The 23,682-nt window shown below is 68.2% G+C and carries 23 protein-coding genes; 3 read left to right on the plus strand and 20 right to left on the minus strand.

The genetic code is table 11. From position 1 onward, the window contains the following. Positions 1–7: 7 nt before the first annotated feature. The 18 genes from WKF39_RS06495 to dapA all read right to left on the minus strand — a co-directional run bounded on the left by WKF39_RS06495 (position 8) and on the right by dapA (position 20,373). A complete protein-coding gene (locus tag WKF39_RS06495; RefSeq protein WP_340386498.1) occupies positions 8–526 on the minus strand; it encodes a regulatory protein RecX in 519 nt (172 codons plus the stop codon). Positions 527–529: 3 nt separating this feature from the next. Then, entirely contained in the window at positions 530–1,606 is a 1,077-nt protein-coding gene (gene recA, locus WKF39_RS06500; RefSeq protein WP_340386500.1) for a recombinase RecA, read from the minus strand. A gap of 206 nt (positions 1,607–1,812) precedes the next feature. Next, a complete protein-coding gene (locus tag WKF39_RS06505) occupies positions 1,813–2,007 on the minus strand; it encodes a DUF3046 domain-containing protein (protein ID WP_340386502.1) in 195 nt (64 codons plus the stop codon). 9 nt (positions 2,008–2,016) lie between these two features. After that, positions 2,017–2,319: a helix-turn-helix transcriptional regulator gene (locus tag WKF39_RS06510; protein WP_340386504.1), complete on the minus strand. Its 303-nt coding sequence runs from the start codon at positions 2,317–2,319 to the stop codon at positions 2,017–2,019. Positions 2,320–2,352: 33 nt separating this feature from the next. Continuing rightward, on the minus strand, positions 2,353–2,841 hold the full coding sequence (locus WKF39_RS06515) for a CinA family protein (RefSeq protein ID WP_340386506.1): 489 nt from the start codon (positions 2,839–2,841) through the stop codon (positions 2,353–2,355). Then, positions 2,838–3,461: a CDP-diacylglycerol--glycerol-3-phosphate 3-phosphatidyltransferase gene (gene pgsA / locus WKF39_RS06520; protein ID WP_340386508.1), complete on the minus strand. Its 624-nt coding sequence runs from the start codon at positions 3,459–3,461 to the stop codon at positions 2,838–2,840. The genes WKF39_RS06515 and pgsA overlap by 4 nt, the downstream gene beginning before the upstream one ends. Positions 3,462–3,492: 31 nt before the next feature. Continuing rightward, complete coding sequence (locus tag WKF39_RS06525) at positions 3,493–3,930, minus strand: hypothetical protein (protein ID WP_340386510.1); 438 nt, start codon at positions 3,928–3,930, stop codon at positions 3,493–3,495. Positions 3,931–3,934: 4 nt separating this feature from the next. Beyond that, positions 3,935–6,388 (minus strand): DNA translocase FtsK 4TM domain-containing protein, encoded by a 2,454-nt coding sequence (locus WKF39_RS06530; RefSeq protein ID WP_340386512.1) that lies wholly within the window; start codon positions 6,386–6,388, stop codon positions 3,935–3,937. A gap of 73 nt (positions 6,389–6,461) precedes the next feature. Continuing rightward, a complete protein-coding gene (locus WKF39_RS06535) occupies positions 6,462–7,250 on the minus strand; it encodes a hypothetical protein (protein ID WP_340386514.1) in 789 nt (262 codons plus the stop codon). 169 nt (positions 7,251–7,419) lie between these two features. Beyond that, on the minus strand, positions 7,420–8,157 hold the full coding sequence (locus WKF39_RS06540; RefSeq protein ID WP_340386516.1) for a CbiX/SirB N-terminal domain-containing protein: 738 nt from the start codon (positions 8,155–8,157) through the stop codon (positions 7,420–7,422). Next, the gene (locus WKF39_RS06545) at positions 8,154–9,272 is read right to left on the minus strand and encodes a uroporphyrinogen-III synthase (RefSeq protein WP_340386518.1); all 1,119 of its coding nucleotides are present in this window, start codon (positions 9,270–9,272) and stop codon (positions 8,154–8,156) included. The genes WKF39_RS06540 and WKF39_RS06545 overlap by 4 nt, the downstream gene beginning before the upstream one ends. After that, the gene (gene nirD, locus WKF39_RS06550; protein ID WP_340386520.1) at positions 9,269–9,613 is read right to left on the minus strand and encodes a nitrite reductase small subunit NirD; all 345 of its coding nucleotides are present in this window, start codon (positions 9,611–9,613) and stop codon (positions 9,269–9,271) included. Before nirD ends, WKF39_RS06545 begins: the two co-directional genes overlap by 4 nt. Beyond that, on the minus strand, positions 9,610–12,186 hold the full coding sequence (gene nirB / locus WKF39_RS06555; protein WP_340386522.1) for a nitrite reductase large subunit NirB: 2,577 nt from the start codon (positions 12,184–12,186) through the stop codon (positions 9,610–9,612). The genes nirD and nirB overlap by 4 nt, the downstream gene beginning before the upstream one ends. Positions 12,187–12,232: 46 nt before the next feature. Then, positions 12,233–13,741 (minus strand): FAD-dependent oxidoreductase, encoded by a 1,509-nt coding sequence (locus WKF39_RS06560; RefSeq protein ID WP_340386523.1) that lies wholly within the window; start codon positions 13,739–13,741, stop codon positions 12,233–12,235. After that, positions 13,738–15,819 carry a molybdopterin oxidoreductase family protein gene (locus tag WKF39_RS06565; RefSeq protein WP_340386525.1) on the minus strand — a complete coding sequence of 694 codons (2,082 nt, stop codon included), beginning with the start codon at positions 15,817–15,819 and terminating at the stop codon, positions 13,738–13,740. Before WKF39_RS06565 ends, WKF39_RS06560 begins: the two co-directional genes overlap by 4 nt. Positions 15,820–15,821: 2 nt before the next feature. After that, positions 15,822–17,366 carry a nitrate/nitrite transporter gene (locus WKF39_RS06570; RefSeq protein WP_340386527.1) on the minus strand — a complete coding sequence of 515 codons (1,545 nt, stop codon included), beginning with the start codon at positions 17,364–17,366 and terminating at the stop codon, positions 15,822–15,824. A gap of 149 nt (positions 17,367–17,515) precedes the next feature. After that, positions 17,516–19,195 carry a ribonuclease J gene (locus WKF39_RS06575; protein WP_340386529.1) on the minus strand — a complete coding sequence of 560 codons (1,680 nt, stop codon included), beginning with the start codon at positions 19,193–19,195 and terminating at the stop codon, positions 17,516–17,518. Between the two features lie 260 nt (positions 19,196–19,455). Next, positions 19,456–20,373, minus strand: coding sequence for a 4-hydroxy-tetrahydrodipicolinate synthase (dapA, locus tag WKF39_RS06580; protein ID WP_340386531.1), 918 nt, complete (start codon positions 20,371–20,373; stop codon positions 19,456–19,458). 54 nt (positions 20,374–20,427) lie between these two features. On the opposite strand from dapA, the gene WKF39_RS06585 reads away from it, so the two are divergent. Continuing rightward, positions 20,428–21,213, plus strand: coding sequence for a thioesterase family protein (locus WKF39_RS06585; RefSeq protein ID WP_340386533.1), 786 nt, complete (start codon positions 20,428–20,430; stop codon positions 21,211–21,213). Between the two features lie 13 nt (positions 21,214–21,226). On the opposite strand, the gene WKF39_RS06590 is transcribed toward WKF39_RS06585, so the two are convergent. Both WKF39_RS06590 and WKF39_RS06595 read right to left on the minus strand, forming a co-directional pair. Next, on the minus strand, positions 21,227–21,703 hold the full coding sequence (locus WKF39_RS06590) for a dihydrofolate reductase (protein ID WP_340386535.1): 477 nt from the start codon (positions 21,701–21,703) through the stop codon (positions 21,227–21,229). Positions 21,704–21,733: 30 nt separating this feature from the next. After that, positions 21,734–22,528, minus strand: a complete 795-nt coding sequence (locus WKF39_RS06595) for a thymidylate synthase (RefSeq protein ID WP_340386537.1) — start codon at positions 22,526–22,528, stop codon at positions 21,734–21,736. Between the two features lie 51 nt (positions 22,529–22,579). On the opposite strand from WKF39_RS06595, the gene WKF39_RS06600 reads away from it, so the two are divergent. After that, positions 22,580–23,080 carry a hypothetical protein gene (locus WKF39_RS06600; RefSeq protein WP_340386539.1) on the plus strand — a complete coding sequence of 167 codons (501 nt, stop codon included), beginning with the start codon at positions 22,580–22,582 and terminating at the stop codon, positions 23,078–23,080. After that, positions 23,077–23,610 (plus strand): GNAT family N-acetyltransferase, encoded by a 534-nt coding sequence (locus WKF39_RS06605; protein ID WP_340386541.1) that lies wholly within the window; start codon positions 23,077–23,079, stop codon positions 23,608–23,610. Before WKF39_RS06600 ends, WKF39_RS06605 begins: the two co-directional genes overlap by 4 nt. Positions 23,611–23,682 lie beyond the last annotated feature (72 nt).

A 23,682-nucleotide genomic window follows, 5' to 3' on the forward strand; every position in this document is an offset into this window, starting at 1 on the left:
GCCACGGTCACCTGCTGTCGAGTGCCTGAGCCTCGGCGCCGACCTCTTGGCGGACCACCTCGAACGCCAGGCCCGGCGCATAGCCCTTGCGGGCCAGCATGCCGGTGAGCCGGCGGATCTTGATGGTGTCGTCGAAGCGGGACATCGACCTGAGCCTGGCCTGGACGAGCCGGTGGGCCGCCGCGACCTCAGCCTCGGGATCGAGCTCGGCGAGGACCTCCTTGGAGATCTCGTCATCGACGCCTTTGCGGCGCAGCTCCATCGCCAGCGCCCTTGACGAGAGTCCCTTGCCCCGCTGCCGGGCCTGGACCCACGATCGCGCGAAGTCCTCGTCGTCGATCAACCCAGCGTCTTCGAACTTGGCCAGCGTCGCATTCACGACCTCCTCAGGCACCTGCTTCTTGACCAGTGCCTGAGCGAGGTCGCTGCGGCTGTGCGCGCGCTCACTGAGCTTGCGCACGACGATCTCCTTGGCGAAGCTCGCGACCTCGGCCGGACTCATCTCCTCCACGGGAGTCCGCGGCATGGGTCAGAACTCGATGTCGCTCGGCGGCACCTCGACGACCTCGAGCGCTGGCTTGTCGGCCTGTGCACCGATGCCCATGTGCTCGAAGATGCGCTTCTCGAGCTCGTTGGCCAGATCGGGGTTGTCCTTGAGGAACTGGCGGGACTTCTCCTTGCCCTGGCCCAGCTGATCGCCGTCGTAGGTGTACCAGGCGCCGGCCTTGCGGACGAGTCCTGCGTCGACGCCGACGTCGATCAGGCTGCCCTCGCGGCTGATGCCGTGGCCGTACATGATGTCGAACTCGGCCTGCTTGAACGGCGGGGCGAGCTTGTTCTTGACGACCTTGATGCGGGTGCGGTTGCCGACCATGTCGGTGCCGTCCTTGAGCGTCTCGATACGCCGGACGTCGAGCCGGACCGAGGCGTAGAACTTGAGCGCCTTGCCGCCGGTCGTGGTCTCGGGCGAGCCGAACATGACGCCGATCTTTTCGCGGAGCTGGTTGATGAAGATCGCCGTGGTGCCCGAGCCGTTGATGGCGCCGGTCATCTTGCGCAACGCCTGGCTCATCAGCCGAGCCTGCAGACCCACATGGCTGTCGCCCATCTCGCCGTCGATCTCGGCCCGGGGCACAAGCGCCGCCACGGAGTCGATCACGATGATGTCGAGCGCACCGGAGCGGATCAGCATGTCCGCGATCTCGAGGGCCTGCTCACCGCTGTCGGGCTGGGAGATCAGGAGTGCGTCGGTGTCGACGCCGAGCCGCTTGGCGTATTCGGGGTCGAGCGCGTGCTCGGCATCGATGAAGGCTGCGACGCCACCGGCCTTTTGCGCGTTGGCCACCGCGTGGAGGGCGACCGTCGTCTTGCCCGAGGACTCCGGGCCGTAGATCTCGACGACTCGTCCGCGGGGCAGCCCGCCGATGCCGAGGGCCACGTCCAGCGCGGTCGCACCGGTGGGGATGACTTCGATCGGCGCACGGGCCTGGTCGCCCAGTCGCATGACGGCACCCTTGCCGTGGGCGCGGTCGATCTGGGCCATTGCATTCTCGAGGGACTTGTCCTTGTCCTTGGAGGTGGCGAGGGAACTGTTGGGCTGTGCCATGGGGGCTTTCCGTTTCTGCTCGTGGGCGGCGGGTCATCGACGACGCTAGAAGGACCCTCAGACATATGTGGGCCTCGTCGACCCGCCTGTGGATGTCGTCCTTCGAACGTCCAACCTGTGCACGAGATTACCCGAACATCTGTTCGACGCCCCGCGACACGCCGAGACCGAAACGTTCGCGGCTCACAGCGCCGTCCGAGGCGGTGTCAGCGGTCGGCGGCGGGGAGCTGGAGGTTGGTGTGCACGGCGCGCCACACGGTCTTGGGGTCCTCCCCCCCGTCGAGGGCCTCGCATGCGGTGCGGCCATCGAGCTCACGCATCACGTGGCTGTCGGCCCACACCCGTGAGTATGCGCGGCCGAACTGCTGCTCCATACGGAGCCAGAACTCGCTGTGCTTCACGCAGCGAGGTCAGGCCGCCGAGGCGGAGACGTCACCCGGCGCGATGGAGGAGATGCTGGCGATGTGGGCCTCAGCGGCTTCTTCGACCTCGAGCAGCGAGCCGACATCCAGCAGAACCTTGGAGAGCGGGACCTCCAGAGCCGAGGCAAGTGCTGCCAACAGCTCGGAGCTGGCTTCTTTTTGTCCTCGTTCGACCTCGGAGATGTAGCCGAGGCTGACCCTGGCCTTGCCCGAGACATCACGCAGCGTGAGGCCCTGGGACATGCGGCGCGCGCGGAGCACCTCGCCGACGAGCTGACGCATCGCGGTCATCGGGTGCCTCCGTCCTGGTGTGCCATGTGTGTCTCAACCCTCAGTGGATCGAGATTCTTCCCTCAGCCTACCGACCAGCCACGACAACAGCGCGTCGACCGTCTCCCTGCGGATCGTGTCGCGGTCTCCGGCCAGGTCCAGCTGCGCCGTCCAGACCTCGTCCGGACCGGCGGCGGCGACGTGAACGGTCCCCGCACGATGGCCCTCGCTCGGATCCGGTCCAGCCACCCCGGTGGTCGAGAGGCCGTATGTGGCCCCGAGCCGCTCCCGCACGCCGACGGCCATCTGGACCGCGACCTCTGAGGCCACCGTGCCGTGCTCCGCGATCAGGGCCGCGTCGACGCCGAGCAGCTGGGTCTTGAGCTCCGGCGCATACGCGACGACGCCTCCTCGGACCACGTCGGAGGCTCCGGGCACGCTGACGAGCGTGGCGCACAGCAATCCGCCCGTGAGCGACTCCGCCACGGCGACCGTCGCATACGCCGATCGCAGCGCGGTAACCGCATCGACGGCCAGGGTCACTGCTGGGCCGCTGCCTTCGACTCGCGGCGCAGGGTGCGTGCGTCGCGGACATACTCCACAGCGGTGCTGAGCGTGATCGCGAGGGCGCCGGCCATGACGACGTGGGTCACCCAGATCATGATGTCGCTCGGGGTGTCCTTCCAGTCGCTCGGCGCGTTGTTCCACAGATCGAACGGCAGCAGATAGCCCGCGATGGCGACCGCCTGCAACGTCGTCTTGATCTTGCCGCCCTGACCGGCTGGCATGACGCCGTACTTCTTGACCGCGAAACGCATGAGGGTGATGCCCCACTCGCGCACCAGGATGATGATCGCGACGGGCCAGAAGATCGGGTGGATGATCGCGATCCCGACGAACGCCATACCGGTGAGTGCCTTGTCGGCGATCGGATCGGCGAGCTTGCCGAAGTTGGTGACCAGATCGTGCTTGCGCGCGAGGTCGCCATCGATCTTGTCGGTGATCATCAGCAGGATGAAAGCAACCGACGCTGCGATGCGGTAGTCGACCGATTCCCCACCGTCGGTCAACAGGAGCCACCCGAAGAGCGGTACGCCGGCGATGCGCAGCACCGTCAGTGCGTTCGCGATGTTCAGATTGCTCGGCGCCTCTGCCGCTGCCATGGGACCCTCTCGGTGGCGTGAAACCAACGCCTCAGTATGCGGCAGCGGAGCGGCGGCGCGCCAACTGGACCTCCGCCTCACCCGGTGAGACGGTCGTTGCCAAGCCCAGCGGCGAGGTGTAGAACTTGGTTCCGTCGTGGCTCACGACCTTGACCCGGGGGTCGTGGCGGATGCCGGCGCGGCGCTCGACCTTGATCTCGCCCATCTCGCTCCAGAGCAGACCGACCCAGCCCTCCCGAGCTCGCATGCGTACGCCGTGGTCGTCCGCGACGAACAGGGGCGTCCGCGCGTCACGGAGACCGAGCAGGTGCACCAACCCGATCAGGACCAGTCCTGCCGCAGGGGCCCCCAGGATCAGGTCCGATCGGTCGAAGGCGAGCCAGCCGAAGCCGGCCGCAAGGACGAAGCACACGATCGCGAGCAACAGGTACAGGCTCGTACGCCGGCGGATCTCGAACGCTTCAGCCATCGGGCTAGCCGCTCTGGATGCTGGCAAGAACTTGCTCGAGGTCGTCGGCCTTGACCAGGACGTCGCGTGCCTTGGACCCCTCGCTGGGACCCACGATGCCGCGACTCTCCAGGATGTCCATCAGACGCCCGGCCTTGGCGAAGCCGACCCGCAGCTTGCGCTGCAGCATCGAGGTCGAGCCGAACTGGGTCGCGACACACAGCTCGATCGCCTGCAGCACGAGGTCCATGTCGTCGCCGATGTCGTCATCGACCTCGCGCCGGGCCGCCACGGGCGCCGTCACGTCCTCGCGATAGGTCGGCTGCAGCTGCGTCTTGCAGTGCTCGACGATCGTGTGGATCTCGGCCTCGGTGATCCAGGCTCCCTGCATGCGCATCGACTTGTTGGCGCCCATGGGCAGGAACAGTCCGTCGCCCTGACCCACGAGCTTCTCGGCTCCGGGCTGGTCGAGGATCACTCGGCTGTCGGTGACCGACGAGGTCGCGAACGCCAGGCGGCTCGGCACGTTGGCCTTGATCAAACCTGTGACGACGTCGACGCTCGGTCGCTGCGTGGCGAGCACCAGGTGGATACCGGCGGCTCTTGCGAGCTGGGTGATCCGGACGATGGAGTCCTCGACGTCCCGCGGGGCAACCATCATGAGATCGGCGAGCTCGTCGACGACCACCAGGAGGTAGGGGTAGGGGGCCAGGACCCGCTCGCTGCCGGCTGGCAGGCGTACCTTGCCCGCACGAACCGCCTTGTTGAAGTCATCGATGTGGCGAAAGCCGAAGTTGGCCAGGTCGTCATAGCGCATGTCCATCTCGCGCACGACCCACTGCAACGCCTCAGCGGCCTTCTTGGGGTTCGTGATGATCGGAGTGATGAGGTGCGGGACCCCTTCGTATGCCGTGAGCTCGACCCGCTTGGGGTCGACCAGGATCATGCGGACCTCTTCGGGCGTTGACCGCATGAGGATCGAGGCGATCATCGAGTTGACGAACGACGACTTGCCCGAGCCGGTCGCGCCGGCGACGAGCAGGTGCGGCATCTTGGCGAGGTTGGCCACGACGTAGCCGCCCTCGACGTCCTTGCCCAGGCCGATCACCATCGGGTGATGATCGCTGCGCGCCTTGGCCGAGCGAAGCACGTCGCCGAGCGACACCATCTCCTTGTCGATGTTGGGGATCTCGACACCGATCGCGGACTTGCCCGGGATCGGCGAGAGGATGCGGACCTCGTTGGACGCCACTGCGTAGGAGATGTTCTTGGACAGCGCAGTGACCTTCTCGACCTTGACCGCTGGGCCGAGCTCGACCTCGTAGCGGGTCACGGTCGGTCCACGGGTGTAACCCGTGACGGTCGCGTCGATCTGGAACTGCTCGAGAACCTCGGTCAGTCGCTCGACGACCTCGTCGGACGCCTTGGAGCGCGCCTTGTGCGGCGAGCCCTCCCGCAGCGCGGCGCTGTCGGGCAGCACATAGACGACGTCACCGGTGAGGGCGAGCTGCTCGGCACGGGCCGGGATCGGCTCGATCGGCGGCCGCTCGACCGCACTCGGCTCGTCGTCGTCTTCCACGTCGAAGACCCGGACGGAGACCTGCCGATCCTCATCGGGGCCGTCGACCAGCGGGTTCTCGAACGGCTTCTCGTCGGTGGCGACCGCGGTCCGCGGATGCTTGCGCTTCTTGGGCTCTTCGGCCGGGGTGTCGTCCTTCGCGCGCCCCAGCGCCTGGTCACGCAGCTCCCGTAGACGCATCGGGACGGCGTAGAGCGGGGTGCTGGTCACGATCAGCAGGCCGAAGACAGCCACCAGGACCAGCAGGGGCGCGACGACGTACGCACTCTTGAGCAGGTCGATCGGGATCGCGGAGAACAGGAAGCCGATCGCCCCACCGGCCTCGCGCATCGCGTCGGGATCGGGGTCGCTGGGACGCGGCACGTCGTGTGCCAGGTGGACGAGGCCCAGGATGCCGCCGCAGATCGACGCCCAGCCGATGACCTGTCGTCCGGCCGGGCCGCTCGCATCGGGGTGGCGCAGGGTGCGCCAGGCCACCACGACGAGCAGGATCGGCACAGCCCACGCGAGGATGCCGACGGATCCGGCGGTCACGTCCCGGATCACGCTGCCGATGACGCCGGGTATGTCACCCCAGACCGCAGCAGACACCACGATCGCCAGACCAAGGATGCCAAAGCCCACCCCGTCGCGACGTTGCTCGGGCTCCAGGTCCTTGGCGCTGTGGCCGATGCTGCGGGCAATCGCACCGACGACGCCGGCCAGACCAAGCCACATGGCGGTCGAGCCGCGCAGGAGGGCTGAGATGACAGCAGCAATCGGACCAGGTCCCGAACGGCGCGCTGCGGGTTTGCGAGCTGCGGGCTTGCGGGCCTGTGGCTTGCGTTTCGCTGCGGGCTTCTTGCGGGCCTGGCTGCCGGACGGCCGCTTGCGCGGCGGGGCAGACGGTAGGGTCGCCATGGGCAAAGGCGAAATCACCAGTCGTAGGTTTCGGGGTTACCACGCGGGGGAGTTCAAATCCTGGTTTCGCGGGCTAGAAGTGGGCCAATCGCGATCCGGGGTCCTCCCCGACCGGCAGCCAGCTGCCCCGAGCCCGGGCGCGGGCAAGGACGAGGCTCACGATCCGCGGGTCGGGCGGCCCCCCGTCGAGCAGGGGGCCGGTCACGACATCGGCACCGGCCGCGACGATGTCGTCGTGCACGGAGCCCGGCGTCAACAGATAGGTCGAGACCACCACCCGCCGCCCGTATGCCCGAGCGACGTCCAGGGCGTCCGCGAGGGCCGGATCGGTGCCCCCGAGCGTGCCGACATGCACACGACCACCCCACACCGCGCTGAGCAGGCGGGCCGCCTTGCCGACATCGGCCACCGCGCGATCGTCGGTCGCGACGACGTCGGCAGCGAGCACGATCGTGTCGTCCGACCGGGCACCCGCCTCGAAGAGCCGGCGCACGCCGACCTCCGCGAGCACCCAGTCCGGCCCGAGGGGCGCGTTCACCGTGACAGCCGGGTCTGACGATAAGGCCTGCACGATGTGGGTACCGACCTGCTGGTCGTATGCCAGCATCAGCGGCACCACGGAGCGCGGGCCCGACGTCTCGGCGACCATGCGAGCGAGGGAGGGCTCCTGCACGTCGACGAGTGCGTCGACGACCTCGAGGTTGCGCGCCTCACGGCGTACCGCGTTGACCAGGCCAGCGATCGCGCCCCGCCCGCGTGCGCTCTCCGCACTGTGAGCGCACAGGATCAGGGTGCGGTTCACACCCACCGCCGGCCGCCGACCACGAATCCCGAGCAGTCCGTGGTTTGCGATGCGCCGCATCGGTGCGCCTCCGCCGTTGCGTAAACGGCGGAGGCTCCCGAATCTGCGGTGCGGGGACTACCGCGGTGCGATCTCGAGGCGCCGGCGCGATTCATACCCCACCTCTGGATAGTCGACGAGGGTTTCCCCACCAGCACCTCTAGCCTCGATGGCACCTGTTTCGCGGCGGTTAACGCACATGACGTGCTTCAGTTACATCTCCGCCGCCCCGGCTCAGCGGGGAGTCGAGCAGGTCGGCGGCCTCGGCGAAGCGATCGAGAACCAGCGAGACCAGCTGGGGCTCGACCTCGCTGCCATCGAGCAGCGGCCGGGTCACGGCGTCCGCCCCACAACCGAGCAGTCGGTCATAGAAGTGGCCCGGAGCCATGAGATAGGCCGCGACCACGACCCGGCGCCCGGTGCGCGAAGCACCCTGGACGATCTCCTCGATGGGGGTGCCCGCCCCTCCCACGTGGCCGACCGGCACGGGCGAGCCCCACCGCGAACCCAAGCTCCGAGCTGCGGCATCGACGCTCCGCAATGCTCGCTCGTCGGTCGATCCCGCCACGCCCAGGACGATGACATCCTCTTTCGTCGCTCCGGCCGCGGCCAGACGAGTCAGCAGCACGTCGGTCAGGCGCCGATCAGGACCGAGGGTCCGGGCCGCGACCGCCGACGGGCGGTCGACCGCCCGGTGGATGTCGACGTGGACGTGGAAGCCCGGGGCCAGCAGCAGCGGGACGACCACGGCGCGCCTGTCGAGCGACTCGACGACACGCCCGACCGAAGGCTCCTGGACGTCGACGAATGCCTCCCGGACGTCGAGGCACGGCGAGGCCTGCCGAACCGCATCGACCAGTCCGGTGACGGCCGTGCGCGCTGCAGCGACGCCGGTCCCGTGACTCGTGGCCACCAGCGAGATCGTCATGGGCCGGCCTCCTCGAGCGCGAGTCGATAGCCACGCTTGACGACGGTCTGGACGATGGGGCGGCCGATCGCCTCGCGCAGGCGCGCGACGGCGACCTCGGCAGAGTGCGGATCGCCGGACTCACCCGGCAGCACCGCCAGGAGCTCCTCGCGGGACCGGACCGAGCCAGGTTCGCTCGCCAGCGCCCGGAGGATCGCGAGCCCGCTCGGCGACACCGGCAGGACTTCATGATCCAGTGTCGCCGCCGTCGCACGTACGCGCAGCAGCCCGGCGGTCGTCGGCACGCTCTCCGAGGCGTCACCGAGGTGCATCACGAGCGATCTCACGAGCGCACCGAGCCTCGCGCGGTCCGGGATCATCGGGTCGAATCCTGCGGCACGCAGCGGATCGGCGGTCACCGGTCCCACCGCGGCCAGCACCAGACGGCGGTCCTTGTCCAGCCGCCGGAGGTCGTCATCGACGCCAGCCTCATTGACGGCCGAGAGCCACGCCGCGGCGCCCGGCGCCGAGGTGAAGACCACCGAGTCGTATGCGCCGGCGGCCGCGTCGAGCACGGATCGCTCAACCGCGGACGGGTCCGGCGGCGGGCCCCAGCGGTAGACGACGAGCCCGAACGGGCGACCACCGGCTGCCGCCAGCCGCTTCTCCAGCCCGTCGTCGCCGGCGCCGTGGTGCTGGACCGCGATCGACAGACCCCGGACGCCCTCGGCAGCGAGGAACTCGGCGATCTCGGCCGACGTCTCGGACTCCGCGACCCAGTCCGGCACCAGACCGGCGGCCTGCAGGGCTCCACGCGCCTTGGGACCGCGAGCGACGAGTCGTACCGAGCGCAGGGCTTCGACCAGCTCGTGACCGATGCCGGCAGCCTCTGCGGTGTCGAGCCAGCCACGGAACCCGATGCCGGTCGTGACCACGACGACGTCGGTCCCGGTTGCGATCATCTGCCGGGTCTGGGCGATCAGGGTCTCCTCGTCGATGTGCGACTCGACGCCCAGGGACGCGGCGACCGTGACGTCGGCGCCGCGGCGGCCCAGGGCCAAGGACAGGTCGGCGGCCCGGCGCTGAGCAGTCACCAGGATCTGGGTGCCGGCCAGGACTGGCCCGAGTACGGTCATGCGGCGCCACTTCGGGCCTCGTTGAGGATTTCGACCCAGCCGCCGGACACTCGCGTCGGCCAGACCCGGAGCGAGACGTCCGGATCATCGAGGCACTGACCGGTCCGCAGGTCGAACGACTGCTTGTGCATCGGCGAGGCGATCGTCGGCACCCCCTGGCGGCTGCCGACCAGACCACGAGCCATGACGTTGGCACGGCTGAAGGGGTCGAGGTGGTCAACCGCGTGGACGTCGCCTGCACTGAGGCGGAACACCGCGACCTGGTGACCGCCGACCAGCGCCGCTGCGCCGCGATCCGGGGTCAGGGCATCGAGCGCACACACACGTTCCCACTCGCTCATGCCACCACCTCCTCGTCACGCACCGGGATGCTCGGACCGGCGATCAGCACGGCACGCTCGTCGTCGTCCGCGGGTCGGCGCTGACCGCGTTCCTCCACATATACAAGATCGGGGTCGGGTGTTTCGGGGGCGTTAACGAATGATTCGAACCGCCTCAACTTTTCCTCATCAGCCAAGGTCGCGGCCCATTCATCCTCGTAGGTGTCGACGTGGACCGCCATCGCCGCGTCCAGATCTGCACCGATGCCGAGGCTGTCCTCGAGCACCACCGCGCGCACGGCATCCATGCCACCCTCGATGGACTCGAGCCACGGCGCGGTGCGCTGCAGGCGATCGGCAGTGCGGACGTAGTACATGAGGAATCGGTCGATCGCGCGCACCAGGTCCTCGGTGCTGAGGTCTTCGGCGAACAGCTGGGCGTGACGCGGGGTGAAGCCGCCGTTGCCTCCGACATACATGTTCCACCCCTTGTCAGTCGCGATGATGCCGACATCCTTGCCGCGCGCCTCGGCACACTCGCGAGCGCAGCCCGACACCGCCAGCTTGAGCTTGTGTGGCGAGCGGAGCCCGCGGTAGCGCAGCTCGAGATCGATCGCGAGGGTCGTGGAGTCCTGCACGCCATAGCGGCACCACGACTGGCCGACGCACGACTTCACGGTCCGCAGCGACTTCCCGTATGCGTGCCCGGACTCGAAGCCCGCGTCGATGAGCCGCCTCCAGATCTCGGGCAGCTGCTCGATGCGGGCCCCGAACATGTCGATGCGCTGGCCACCCGTGATCTTGGTGTAGAGCCCGAAGTCTGCGGCCACCTGACCGATGACGATCAGGCCCTCCGGTGTCACCTCGCCACCGGCGATGCGCGGCACGACAGAGTAGGTGCCGTCCTTTTGCATGTTGGCCATGACGTGGTCATTGGTGTCTTGCAACGTCGCGTTCTCGCCGTCCAGCACGTGCCCCGTGCCGAGCACGGCGAGGATCGAAGCCGCGACGGGGCGGCAGATGTCGCAGCCCCGTCCCGTGCCGTGCTGCTCGATGAGCTCACTGAACGTCGAGATCTGGCTGACCCGCACGATGTCGAACAGCTGGGCGCGGGTGAAGGCGAAGTGCTCGCACAATGCCGTGCTGACCTCCAGCCCCTCCTCGGCCAGCTGGGTCTCCATGAGCTTCTTGACCAGCGACACGCATGAGCCGCAGCTCGTGCCGGCCTTGGTGCACGCCTTCACGCCAGCCAGGTCCGTGCACTGGTGATCCGTCACAGCCCCGCGGATCGCGCCGGCCGTGACGTTGTTGCACGAGCAGACGTTGGCATCGTCGGGCAGCGCGCCACCGGCCGGTGGCTCCATGCCCTCGGGGAGCAGCCAGCCGGTCGGATCGCTGCCGAGCGCCCGACCGACCATGGGCCGCAGGTTCGTGTATGCGCTGGCGTCGCCGACGAGCATGCCGCCGAGGAGCGTCTGGGCATCGTCACTCATCACGAGCTTCTTGTAGACACCTGCGGTGGGGTCGGCATAGACGACCTCGAGGCTGCCGTTGGTGCTGGCGAACGCATCGCCGAAGCTCGCCACATCGACGCCGAGCAGCTTGAGCTTGGTCGACAGGTCGGCGCCTTCGAAGGACGCCTCGCCGCCCAGCAGCCGGTCGGCCACGACCTCGGCCATCGTGTAGCCCGGACCCACGAGGCCCCAGACCCGGCCGGCGATGTGCGCCACCTCGCCGATCGCGAAGATCGACTCGTCACTCGTCCGGCAGCCCTCATCGGCGATGACTCCCCCGCGCTCACCGATCTCGAGACCGATGTCCCGCGCGAGCTCGTCGCGGGGGCGGACGCCGGTGGCGAAGACCACGACCTCGGCCGGGATCTTGTCGCCGTCGGCGAACTGCATGCGGGCGATCTTGCCGTCGCGGCCGGGCCGCAGCTTGGAGGTGGCCGTGGACGTACGCACGGTGACACCGAGTTGCTCGATGATCCGTCGCAGCGCACCACCGCCGGCCTGGTCGACCTGCAGCGGCATGAGCCAGTCGGCGAACTCCACGACCGTGGTGTCCGCACCCAGCGCCGTGAGCGCGCCAGCGGCCTCGAGACCGAGCAGGCCGCCGCCCACCACGGCACCCCGGACCTTGCGTCCCAGCGACGCCTCACGATCGGTGACCCAGGCGCGGAGCTCCGCGACATCGTCGACCGTGCGATAGACGAAGCAGCCCGGGAGGTCCGAGCCCTCGACCGGCGGCACGGTGGCATACGAACCCGTGGCCAGCACCAGCCGGTCGTAGTCGAAGGTCGTGTTGCGAGCGTGGATCTGTCGCGCTTCGCGATCGATGCGGCTCACGATCGAGCCGCGATAGAGGCGGACTCCCGGCCGCTTCCACAGGTCGCCGTCTCCCAGAAGCAGGTCCTCAGGATCCCGATCGGAGAAGAATGACGTCAGGGCCACCCGATCGTACGGCGGGCGGGTCTCATCGCCGAAGACCTCGATGTCCCACGTCTCGTCGGCCCCTCGCTCGACCATCGCCTCGACGAGACGGTGGGCGACCATACCTGCGCCGACGACGGCGAGCTTCTTCTTCTGGGTCATGTGCTCGACGTTAGGGAAGACAGATTTCGGGGCAGGGGTCTGCGTGTTACCTCGACGGAACGGTCTTCTCACGGACCGCGTCCGTGGCCTGTGAGATCTCGGGAGGATCGCTCTGCTCGAGCCAGTCGACGATGCCGCACACCAATGCCTTGCAGCCGCCGCACCCGGTCGTGGCGAGGGTTGCCTCGGCGAGCGCGTCGACTGTCGTCGCGCCGCCGTCCCAGGCGTGCAGGAGATCGCCCTTCGTGACGCCGTTGCAGCGGCACACCGTCGTCGTGGCCGGCATCGCGGTCGGTGACGCGGTCTCGACGCCACCCATGGGGGCGTTGCCCATCAGCAGGTGCATGGGGTCGAGCGGCAGCATGCCGGGGCGATCGAACTGGGTCGAGAGGTGCGCGGCCAGATCGGGGGCACCGAGGCACGTGACCCCCACCAGCGTGTCGCCTCGGGCGACGACTTCCACATGACGTCGCTCGCGCGGGTCGGACAACGCCACGACCCGATCGTCGGGCCCCGCGGTGGACGCGCGCACGCCCATTGTCACGACGCTCATGCCCACCGCCTTGAGCCGCATCGCGGAACCCGAGATCGGCGGGAGGTCGACCTCGGTGTCGTGCGCGATGCTGCAGGCCAGCGCACGGGCCTGCGCCCAGCCCGGAGCCACCAGTCCGCTCACGCCGGTCGGGGTCTCGGCGCAGTCACCGATCGCGGAGACCCGCGGGTCGAGGGTCGTACGCAGGTCGCCGCCGACCACGATGCCGACATTGGTCTCCAGTCCCGCGGCCGCGGCGAGACCCGACTCCGGTGCGGCGCCGCACGCAAGCACCACCAGTCCCGCCGGATATGACCTGCCGTCCGCGAGCTGCACGGCGGTGACATGACCATCCTTGACCCCGACCGAGGCGATCTGCGCGTCGCCGACGAAGCTGATGCCCAGGTCGGCCGCGGTCTGCGCGACGACGGCGGACACGGACGGATCGAGATCGCGGTCGAGGAGCACGGAGCCGACCGACATCACGGTGGTTGCAACACCGCGGTGCTGCAACCCACAGGCGAGCTCCAGGCCCAACGGCCCTCCGCCGATCACGACGGCCGTCTCGGCGTTGAGTGCGGCGGCCGAGATGTCCCGCGCATCATCGAGGCTGCGCAGCACGTGTGCGCCGCGAGGCAGGCCGTCGCGGAGTCCCGGGATCGGGATGACCCGTGCCCGGGCTCCGGTGGCCAGCACGAGGTGGTCGTAGTCGAAGTCGCCCTGGGCTGTCACGACGCAGCCACGGTCACGGTCGATCTCCAGGGCGGTGGCACCGGCCCGCACCCGCACCCGGCCCTCGTTCGGCGTCGGCAGCGACAAGCCGGCCAAGTCGACCCGACCCGCGACGAGCTCGGTCAGCAACACCCGGTTGTAGGGCTCATAGGGCTCCTCACCGAGCAGGTCGACCTCGATCTGGGGCGCGACGCGCCCGAGCTCGTCAACGAACCGGTTGCCGACCATGCCGGCGCCGATGACCACGACCTTCATGCCTGTCTCAACATGACTTCGTTGGCGCTCGCTCATGATCCAACCCTCTCGATCTGGACTGCGCACACCTTGAACTCCGGCATCCCGGAGATGGGATCTGTTGCCGCGTTGGTCACGGCGTTGACCATGCCCTCGTCCGCGAAGTGGAACGGCACGAACACCGTGTCCGGGCGTATGTCGGGGCTGATCCTTGCCTGCGCGACCATTGACCCGCGCCTGGAGGTGATGCGCACGTCATCCAGACCCTCCACGCCGACCCTCGAGGCCAGGAGCGAGTGGATCTCCACGTAGGCACGCGGCATCGAGTCGTTGAGCTTCGCGACCCGGCGGGTCTGGGCCCCGGACTGATAGTGCTGCAGGACGCGGCCGGTCACGAGCCACACGGGAGCCTCCGCCCTGAGATCGTCGGCCGGCCCGACCGGACGTACCGCGACCATCTGCGCGCGGCCGTTGGCGGTCGGGAACGACTCGGCGAACAGGCGGGGCGTACCGGGGTGGTGCTCCGAGGGGCACGGCCAGAAGAGTGCCTCGCCCGCATCGAGGCGGTCATAGGAGATCCCGGCATAGTCGGCCCGGCCACCGGCGCTCGCGCGCCGCAGCTCGTCATAGACCTCCCGAGGCTCTGTCGACCACGTGCCGGGCGCATCGAGCCGGCCGGCCAAGGCCGAGAAGATCTCGAGCTCGGACCGTACGCCGACCGGCGCCTCGATCGCCTTGCGGCGGCGCAGCACCCGGCCCTCCAGGCCGGTCATGGTGCCCTCCTCCTCGGCCCACTGCGTCACGGGCAGGATGTAGTCGGCCAGCAGGGCGGTCTCCGAGGGGACGAAGTCGCACACCACGACCAGGTCGAGCGACTCGACCCGGCGACGCACCTCATGCGCATCGGGGGCGCTGACCAGCACATTGCTGCCATGCACGAAGAGCGCCCGCGGCCCGCCAGGGGTGCCCAGACCCATCAACAACTCGACCGCCGGGACGCCCGCACCGGGGATCACGGCAGGATCGACTCCCCAGACCTCGGCGACGTGGGACCGTGCGGCCGGATCCCCGATCATGCGGTAGCCGGGCAGCTGGTCGGCCTTTTGACCGTGCTCGCGACCGCCCTGGCCGTTGCCCTGGCCCGTGATCGCTCCATAGCCGCCCCGCTCGGCGCCCACCAGCCCGAGCGCCAGCGCAAGGTCGATGACGGCGGTCACCGTGTCGGTCCCGTCGACGTGTTGCTCCGAACCGCGGCCGGTCAGCAGGAATGCTCCCCGGCCACCCCGGTGCGGACTCGCGTCAGCGAGGCGTCGAGCGAGCCGGCGCAGCTGGGTCTCGGCGACACCGGTCGTGGCGGCCACCCGCTCGGGCCACCACTCCGCGACGCTGCGCCGTACGGCATCGACACCGTCGACCCGCGCCGACAGATAGTCCTCGTCGGCCAGGGACTCGGCAAAGACGATGTGTAGCAGGCCGAGGACAAGTACCAGGTCGGTGCCCGGCACGAGCTGCACGTGCTCACCCGCGCCGTCCTCGGTGAGTCTGGCCGTCGCGCTGCGTCGGGGGTCGACCACGACGAGTCCGCCCCGTTCGCGTGTCGCGCCGAGGTGCTGGACCGCCGGCGGCATGGTGTCCGCAAGGTTGCTGCCGAACAGCACGACGACATCGGCATCGTTGAGATCGGTCAGCGGGAAGGGCAGGCCGCGGTCGATCCCGAGGGTCCGGTTGGCGGCCGCTGCCGCCGACGACATGCAAAACCTGCCGTTGTAGTCGATCAGTCGGGTGCGCAGGGCGAGCCGGGCGAACTTGCCGAGCTGATACGCCTTCTCATTGGTCAGCCCTCCCCCGCCGAACACCGCGACGCCGTCCGGTCCCTCGCTCGCCCAGACTGCCCGCACGCGCGCAGCGATGTCGTCGAGTGCGACGTCCCACGAGACCGGCTCGAAGCCACCGGCAACACGGCGCAACGGCGTGGTGATGCGGTCCTGCGCCCGCAACAGCTCTGCGCTGGTCCAGCCCTTCTGGCACATGCCCCCGACGTTGGTCGGGAATGCCCGCGGCTCCGCGGCGAGTGGTTCGCCGCGGAGCGTCTGGGCGCACTGCAAGGCGCAGTAGGGGCAGTGGGTCTGGGTCACGCTCAGACGCCGACTGTGGCCATGTGTGACTTCGGGCGGAGGTAGAACACCCAGGTCACGGCGAGACAGATGACGTAGAAGGCCGCGAACACCACGAAGGCGCTCTTGACCGCGTCGACCGGATCGTCGATCCACGGCGCGCTGAACGTGATCGGGATCAGGAAGCCGCCCAGGGCGCCGATCGCGCCTGCGATGCCGATCACGGCCGACGACTCCTTGGTCGCCTTCCGCTCGGCTGCGCTCCGCTCGGCGGAGCCGTCATCGCCGGCCTCGAGCGCATAGCTCTTCCAGATCAGCGGGATCATCCGGTATGTCGATCCGTTGCCGATCCCGGTGGCCGCGAAGATGAACAAGAAGGCGGCGAGGAAGAACGGGAAGACGTCCGAGTTGTGCTCGACCGCGACGCGTACGGCATCTGAGTACTCGAATGTCGCCGGATCGGGTGCGGGCGCCCCGGGTGCCGGCTTCGGCACGGCGTCGAGCTGGACCAACGAGATCATGACCGCGATCGTGCCGAGGATCATCGCGACGAACGTGCCGAAGGTGACCCGCGCCCCGCCGTACTTGTCGGCGAGCCAGCCACCGAGGGGGCGGGTGAACGAGCCGACGAGGGCACCGAGAAATGCGTAGTAGGCGAAGTTGATCCCGATGCCCGGGACCGTGGGGATCGGCTGGTTGAAGAAGTTGATCTTGATCAGCAGCGGCATCGCAGCGGAATAGCCGATGAACGACCCGAAGGTGCCGATGTAGAGGAACGACATGACCCAGGTGTGCTTGTACTTCACGACCGCGAGCTGCTCGCGCGGCTTGGAGTAGGCCGCCGAGAGGTTGTTCATGAAGAAGTACGCCGTGAGGGCCGCAACCACCGCGAGGGCGGCGTAGAGGTAGCCCGCGCGCTCCAGGACGAGGCCGCTCTGGCTCGCCTTGATGAGCCCGAACGCTCCCGCGCCGCCCACGATGATCGGGAGGAAGAACTGGATGACCGAGACGCCCAGGTTGCCTCCGGCGGCATTGAGGCCGAGCGCCGTGCCCTTGAGCCTCGTCGGATAGAAGAAGTTGATGCTCGCCATCGAGGAGGCGAAGTTGCCGCCGCCCACGCCAGCGGTGGCGGCGATCACGATGAAGACCCAGTACGGCGTGTCGGGGCGCTGCACGAAATGGGCGAACAAGAGCGTCGGCAGGACCAGCATCAGCGCGCTGAAGACCGCCCAGTTGCGGCCTCCGAACTTCGGCACTGCAAACGTGTAGGGCAGTCGCAGCAGCGAGCCGACCAGGTTGGGGACCGCGACGAGCCAGAACAGCTGCTGGGGTGAGAACGCGAAGCCCGCCCTGGTCACCAGGGCGGCGCTGACGCTCCACAGCAGCCACACCGAGAAGCCGAGGTGCTCACCGAAGATCGACCAAATCAGGTTGCGACGCGCGACGCGGCGACCGGTGGACTCCCAGAATGCGGGGTTCTCCGGCTCCCAGTCATCGATCCACTTGCCGGTTCGCCGGCTGGGTGGAACCGGTTGATTGTCAGGAGGGCTGGTGACGACGCTGGTCATGGGACGCTCCGGGCTCGAGGATCCGGCACCGTGCCGGATCTTGTGCCTCGAAACTAGGCAGCGCGTGTTTCAGGCCCGTGGACCAAACGGTGAGGACGAGGTAACACTGTCCGCACAGTCCCCCAGCCCCCGCTGTGAGATCCCCCGGATCAGGCCTCGATGACGACGGGGAGGATCATCGGGCGGCGACGCAGCTTGCGGCCAACGAATGAGCCGAGCACGCGCCGCACGACCTGCTGGAGCTGGCGCGAGTCATGGCTGCCCTCAGCCATCGACTCCTCGAGCGCGGACACGATCTTGGGCAGGATCTCGTCGAACACCGAGTCATCCTCGGCGATGCCGCGGGCGTGGATCTCGGGTCCGGACACGATCTTGCCGTTCGTGGAGTCGATGACCACGACGACCGAGATGAAGCCCTCCTCGCCGAGGACCCGACGGTCCTTGAGCTCTGAGTCCGTCAGGTCACCGACAGACGAGCCGTCGACGTAGACATACCCACACTCGACCGCGCCGGTGATCGAGGCGTGGCCATCGACCAGGTCGATCACGAAGCCGTCCTCGGCCAGCAGGACGTTGGGCACGCCGGTCGCGGTCGCGAGCTTGGCATTGGCGTGCAGGTGACGGATCTCCCCGTGCACCGGCAGGACGTTGGTGGGCTTGACGATGTTGTAGCAATAGAGCAGCTCGCCGGCAGAGGCATGCCCCGACACGTGCACGAGCGCATTGCCCTTGTGCACGACATTGGCGCCGAGCTTGGTCAGTCCGTCGATGACGCGATAGATCGCGTTCTCGTTGCCCGGGATCAACGACGAGGCCAGCAGCACGGTGTCGCCGGGCTCGAGGCTGACCTGCTGGTGGCTGTTGTTGGCCATGCGTGACAGCGCGGCCATCGGCTCTCCCTGCGAGCCCGTCGACATCAGCACCATCTTGTGCGGCGGTGCGGCGTCGATCTTGTCGACGACGACGCCGTCCGGCACGTGCAGGTAGCCCAGCTCGCGCGCGATCTGCATGTTGCGCACCATCGAGCGTCCGACGTATGCGACCTTGCGACCGTGCTTGGCCGCAGCATCGATGACCTGCTGGACGCGGTGGATGTGCGAAGCGAACGAGGCCACGATGATGCGGCGACTGCTGCTGGCGAAGACCGCGTCGATCGCCGGCGTGATGTTGCGCTCGGAGGTCGTGAAGCCGGGCACCTCGGCGTTGGTCGAGTCGGTGAGGAACAGGTCGACGCCCTGCTCGCCGAGCCGCGCGAAGGCGCGCAGGTCGGTGATGCGACCGTCCAGTGGCAGCTGGTCCATCTTGAAGTCGCCGGTGTGCAGCGCAACGCCGGCCGGCGTCTTGATCGCCACGGCAAGGGCGTCGGGGATCGAGTGGTTGACCGCGACGAACTCGCACTCGAACGGTCCGAATGTCTGGATGTCACCCTCACTGACGACATGCTTGGGCGCGTCCTTGAGCCGGTGCTCCTTGAGCTTGGGATCAAGGAACGCCAGAGTCAGCTGGGAACCGATGACCGGGATGTTGCCCCGCTCACGCAGGAGATAGGGCACGCCGCCGATGTGGTCCTCGTGGCCGTGCGTCAGCACGATGCCGACCACATCCTTGAGGCGGTCACGGATGGGCCCGAAGTCGGGCAGGATCAGGTCGACCCCTGGCTGGTGCTCCTCGGGGAAGAGCACACCGCAGTCGACGATGAGAAGCTTGCCGCCGTATTCGAAGACCGTCATGTTGCGGCCGATCTCCCCCAGTCCGCCCAGCGGGATGACGCGCAAGGCGCCTTCGGGGAGTGCGGGGGGCGGGTCGAGCTCAAGGTGCATGTGGCTCATGCCGGTACCTCCGTTGAAAGGGCACGGTACGGATGTACCGGCATGAAATCTGTCTTGTTCGCTCGCTGGCGCTCGCTCATGCCGGAACCTCCGTGGAAAAGGCACGGTACGGATGTACCGGCATGAAATCTGTTCTGTTCGCTCGCTGGCGCTCGCTCATGCCGGAACCTCCGTGGAAAAGGCACGGTACGGATGTACCGGCATGAAATCTGCATCGTCAGTCGCTCGCTGGAGCTCGCTCATGTGGCCTAGCTTTCGAGTCAGTAGTTGTTGAGGAGGCCCGCGGCCACGAGTCCATCGCGAACGATCGCGACCTCCTCGTCGGTGGCTTCGGGGAGTGGTGCACGCATGGTGCGGTGCTCGAGGACTCCGAGCAGCTGCAAGGCAGCCTTGGACGTGATTGCGCCCTGGGTGTGGGTCATCATCGCCTTGACGGCGGGAAGCAGTCGGTCGTTGATCGATCGTGCGGTGGGCAGGTCTCCGGCATCCACGGCCGCGACCATGTCGACGTATGCTCCGGCAGCGGCGTGGGAGACCACGCTCACGATGCCGCTGGCACCCATGGCCAGCCACGGGAGGTTGGCGGGGTCGTCACCGGAATAGATCTTGATGCCGGTCTCGCGCATGAGCCAGGCGCCTCGGTTGAGGTCACCGACGGCGTCCTTCATCGCGATCACGAGCGGGTGGTCCGCCAAAGCGTCATACGTCTCGTCGGCAATCGTGACGGCGGTGCGACCCGGGATGTCGTAGAGCATGACGGGGGTGTCGTCACCTGCTCGGGCAACCTCCTCGATGTGCGCGAGGATGCCCGACTGGGGGGGCTTGCTGTAGTAGGGCGTCACAATCAGCAGTCCGTGCGCTCCGGCCTTCTTGGCCTGCTCGGCGAGCTCGACGGAGTGGCGGGTGTTGTTGGTGCCCACCCCTGCGATGACAGTTGCCCGGTCGCCCACGGCCTCGAGCACGGCAGCCAGCAGTCGCCCGTCCTCCTCGACGGTCGTCGTGGGCGACTCGCCGGTCGTGCCGCTCGTGACAAGACCGTCGTTGCCCTGATCGACCAGATAGGTCGCGACGCGCTGCGCAGCGTCGAGGTCCAGCTCACCCTCACGGGTGAAAGGCGTGACCATGGCGGTCAGCACCCGCCCGAAGGGAGCGGCCTCGGAGGCCAGCGGCGACGTCATACCCACGAGGTTACCGCCTGGAGACCTGTCGGTGGCGACCGGCAGTATGGGCGGGTGAGCGAAGACATCTACGACCTTGACACCGCGTCGACCCCCCGGGGTGACGGCATCCGTGACCTGACCCTGACCGATCGGTGGAACACCCCTCTCGGCAAGCCCAACGGCGGCTATCTGCTTGCCGCGATGCTTCGTGGCCTCGGTGAGGAGATCGGGGGCGGCGACGCCATGGTTGCCGCCATCACCTACCTCGCCTCCCCCGAGACCGGCCCGGCCGAGCTCCGCACGTCCACGCTGAGGCGGGGTCGCCGGGTCCAGACCGGAGAGGCGGCATTGTGGGAGGGCGACCGACACATCGCCCAGCTCCTCGCGAGCTATGGGAGCCGCACCGGCGGACGCACCCTCGAGCTCGGCACGTCCCCACCCCTGCCGCCGCCCGGGGCGTGTGTCGATCCCGGCACGGAGGGCATGCCCGACGTCACCGCCAGCATCTTCGACCGAGTCGACTACCGGATGGCGTCCCGGCCGGGGTGGGTCGACGGCCTGCCCAGTGGTGACCCCACCGTCGAGCTCTGGCAGCGGCTCGCCGACGGGCGCGAGATCGACCTGCCGGCGCTGGCATTCCTGTGTGACTCGTTCGCCCCGCCGGTCCTTGAGATCGGTGAGCTCGGCTCCATGACCGTCCAGCTCACGGTCCACCTGCACCGCAGGCCGGTGCCGGGTTGGATCGCGACCCGGCTCACCACCCGCCACGTCATCAACGGCTTCCACGAGGAGGACTGCGAGCTCTGGGACGAAGCCGGCAACCTCGTGGCCCAGAGCCGCCAGCTCGCCATCCTCTGACCCACCGGGGGGCTCAGCGCCTCCGCGTGTAGCTCGCGATGTCGTATGTCTCGAACGTCTCGCGGGCGGTCTCGGTCCAATCGGCCCAGTCGACGTCGGGGAACCACGCATCGCCCTCGGGTGCGAGATGGACGTGGGTGACGACCATCCGATCGACGAGGCCGCCAGCCAGCGCCTCGGCATAGACCTGCGCGCCGCCGATCAGGAACACGTCGTCGTCCCGGCCGAGCGCCAGCGCCAGGGCGTCGGTCAGGGTGTGCGCGACCTCGACCCCGTTGGCGTGCCAGGCGGCATCCCGGGTCAACACGATCGACATACGTCCTGGCAGCGGGCGACCGATCGACTCATACGTCGTGCGGCCCATCACGATCGGATGACCCATCGTCAGGGCCTTGAACTGCTGCTGGTCGCCGGTGCGCGGCCACGGCATGTCACCATCTCGCCCGATGACCCCGTTGGCCCCGATCGCGACGACGATCGTGACGGTCACGATGACGACGTCATGGGACTCATGCGGCGCTCATATGGCAATGGGTGCCTTGATCGCCGGGTGCGGGTCATAGCCGGTGACCTTGATCGAGTCCAGGGTGAAGTCGTCGATCGATGTGACGGCCGGATCGAGCCACAATTCGGGCAGCTCGCGCGGCTCGCGGGTCAGCTGTTCGCGTGCCTGGTCGAGGTGATTGACGTAGAGGTGCGCGTCGCCGACGGTGTGGACGAAGTCGCCGACCTCGAGTCCTGCGACCTGAGCCACCAGGTGGGTCAGCAATGCGTAGGACGCGATGTTGAACGGGACGCCGAGGAAGACATCCGCCGAGCGTTGGTAGAGCTGGCATGAGAGCCGTCCCTCGGCGACGTAGAACTGGAAGAATGCATGGCACGGCATGAGGGCCATCGCGTCGAGATCGGCGACGTTCCACGCGCTGACGACGTGGCGCCGCGAGTCGGGATTGGCCTTGATCTGCTCGATGACGCCGGCGAGCTGGTCGATGTGGTCGCCTCCGGGGGCGGGCCACGAGCGCCACTGATAGCCGTAGACCGGGCCGAGATCGCCGTTGTCATCGGCCCACTCGTCCCAGATGGTCACACCGTTGTCGCGCAGATAGGACGTGTTGGTGTCGCCGGCGATGAACCACAGCAGCTCGGCGACGACGGACTTGAGGTGGACCTTCTTGGTCGTCACGAGCGGAAATCCGTCGCGCAGGTCGAACCGCATCTGGTGGCCGAAGACGCTGCGCGTGCCGGTGCCGGTGCGGTCACCCTTGGCGACCCCGTCGTCGAGGATTCGTTGGACGAGATCGAGATAGGCCCGCATGACCCGCACACTATCAATCGGCGCCCACGGATCGTGTGCAAAACTCTGTCCATGCCGAGCGATGGATATGACGCCACCCCCAAGGAGATCCGCCTCTTCGCGGTGTCGCAGGTCGGACTGACCGGTGCCTTCCTGGTGCTCCTGTTCTTCATCCTCGGAGGGACCGATGCGGACTACCCGCCGATCTGGCTCGCGGTGCTGCTGGTCGTACTGATCGGCGTCGGTGCGTTCTTCGCCGAACGGGCGTGGCTGTCGGCCTCGCCGCTGGCTCCGGATGCACCCGCACACGAGCTCACCGGCCAGGCCATCAACATCTACACCAGCCAGATGGTCCGCAAGGTTGCCATCTGCGGTGCCCCGCTGATTTTCGCCGTGATCGTGGCGTTCGTCGGCAGCTATGGCGGATGGCCCCTGGTGATCGCCGGGTTCCCCGGGCTGGCCGTGCTCGCATGGGAGACCTGGCCCAGCCTGCGCAACACGTCAATGACAGCGGCGATGCTCGAGTCCCAAGGGGCCGAGACACGCCTGGTGGAGAGATTCCTCGAGTCGTGAGCGCCGATGTCAGTGCGCGTCTGGCTTGGCCCGATGACGCCGAATCGATCGTGCGTGTCCAGCTGGCAAGCTGGCGCGCGACCTATGCCGACCTGATCTCGGCCGAGGTGCTCGAGTCGCTCGATCCGGCCGAGCTGGCCGATCGCTGGCGCACCACGCTCGACTCGCCCAAGGACGCGCGGATGCGGGTGCTCGTGGCGCTGGAACGCGCGGACGTACGTGGGTTCACCCTGGTGCACCCGTCGTACGACCCGGACAGCGACCAGGTCGCCGATGGTGAGGTCGGCGAGTTCGTCATCGACCCGGACCACCACCGTGCGGGTCACGGGTCTCGGCTCCTGCAGGCGGCGATCGACACCTTGGCTGCCGACAACTTCACCCGTGCCGTGTGGTGGGTTGGCGCCAGCGACGACGCGCTCCGGTCCTTCGTGACCGAGTCGGGGTGGGAGGCCGACGGCGCTCACCGCGAGCTGGCCGCAGAGGGCGGGGCCACCCTCAAGCAGATCCGACTGCATACCGGCCTCGGCTGACCCACTCCCAACCGCAACGGTTTACCACGGTCCCTAGGCAAACCGTTCATCTTCCCTAGGCAACCGTCGTCC

This window comes from Aeromicrobium sp., from assembly GCF_037719875.1.
In the GTDB taxonomy this organism is placed as follows: domain Bacteria; phylum Actinomycetota; class Actinomycetes; order Propionibacteriales; family Nocardioidaceae; genus Aeromicrobium.

Bases quoted from the DNA above. Each gene is read 5' to 3' on its own strand.
- WKF39_RS06570 (WP_340386527.1), bottom strand. From the start codon at position 17,366: ATGACCAGCGTCGTCACCAGCCCTCCTGACAATCAACCGGTTCCACCC.
- WKF39_RS06540 (WP_340386516.1), bottom strand. From the start codon at position 8,157: ATGACGATCTCGCTGGTGGCCACGAGTCACGGGACCGGCGTCGCTGCA.
- WKF39_RS06535 (WP_340386514.1), bottom strand. From the start codon at position 7,250: ATGCGGCGCATCGCAAACCACGGACTGCTCGGGATTCGTGGTCGGCGG.
- WKF39_RS06530 (WP_340386512.1), bottom strand. From the start codon at position 6,388: ATGGCGACCCTACCGTCTGCCCCGCCGCGCAAGCGGCCGTCCGGCAGC.
- WKF39_RS06560 (WP_340386523.1), bottom strand. From the start codon at position 13,741: ATGAGCGAGCGCCAACGAAGTCATGTTGAGACAGGCATGAAGGTCGTG.
- nirB (WP_340386522.1), bottom strand. From the start codon at position 12,186: ATGACCCAGAAGAAGAAGCTCGCCGTCGTCGGCGCAGGTATGGTCGCC.
- WKF39_RS06510 (WP_340386504.1), bottom strand. From the start codon at position 2,319: ATGACCGCGATGCGTCAGCTCGTCGGCGAGGTGCTCCGCGCGCGCCGC.
- pgsA (WP_340386508.1), bottom strand. From the start codon at position 3,461: ATGGCAGCGGCAGAGGCGCCGAGCAATCTGAACATCGCGAACGCACTG.
- WKF39_RS06600 (WP_340386539.1), top strand. From the start codon at position 22,580: ATGCCGAGCGATGGATATGACGCCACCCCCAAGGAGATCCGCCTCTTC.
- nirD (WP_340386520.1), bottom strand. From the start codon at position 9,613: ATGAGCGAGTGGGAACGTGTGTGTGCGCTCGATGCCCTGACCCCGGAT.
- WKF39_RS06525 (WP_340386510.1), bottom strand. From the start codon at position 3,930: ATGGCTGAAGCGTTCGAGATCCGCCGGCGTACGAGCCTGTACCTGTTG.
- dapA (WP_340386531.1), bottom strand. From the start codon at position 20,373: ATGACGTCGCCGCTGGCCTCCGAGGCCGCTCCCTTCGGGCGGGTGCTG.
- recA (WP_340386500.1), bottom strand. From the start codon at position 1,606: ATGGCACAGCCCAACAGTTCCCTCGCCACCTCCAAGGACAAGGACAAG.
- WKF39_RS06575 (WP_340386529.1), bottom strand. From the start codon at position 19,195: ATGAGCCACATGCACCTTGAGCTCGACCCGCCCCCCGCACTCCCCGAA.
- WKF39_RS06495 (WP_340386498.1), bottom strand. From the start codon at position 526: ATGCCGCGGACTCCCGTGGAGGAGATGAGTCCGGCCGAGGTCGCGAGC.
- WKF39_RS06595 (WP_340386537.1), bottom strand. From the start codon at position 22,528: ATGCGGGCCTATCTCGATCTCGTCCAACGAATCCTCGACGACGGGGTC.
- WKF39_RS06545 (WP_340386518.1), bottom strand. From the start codon at position 9,272: ATGACCGTACTCGGGCCAGTCCTGGCCGGCACCCAGATCCTGGTGACT.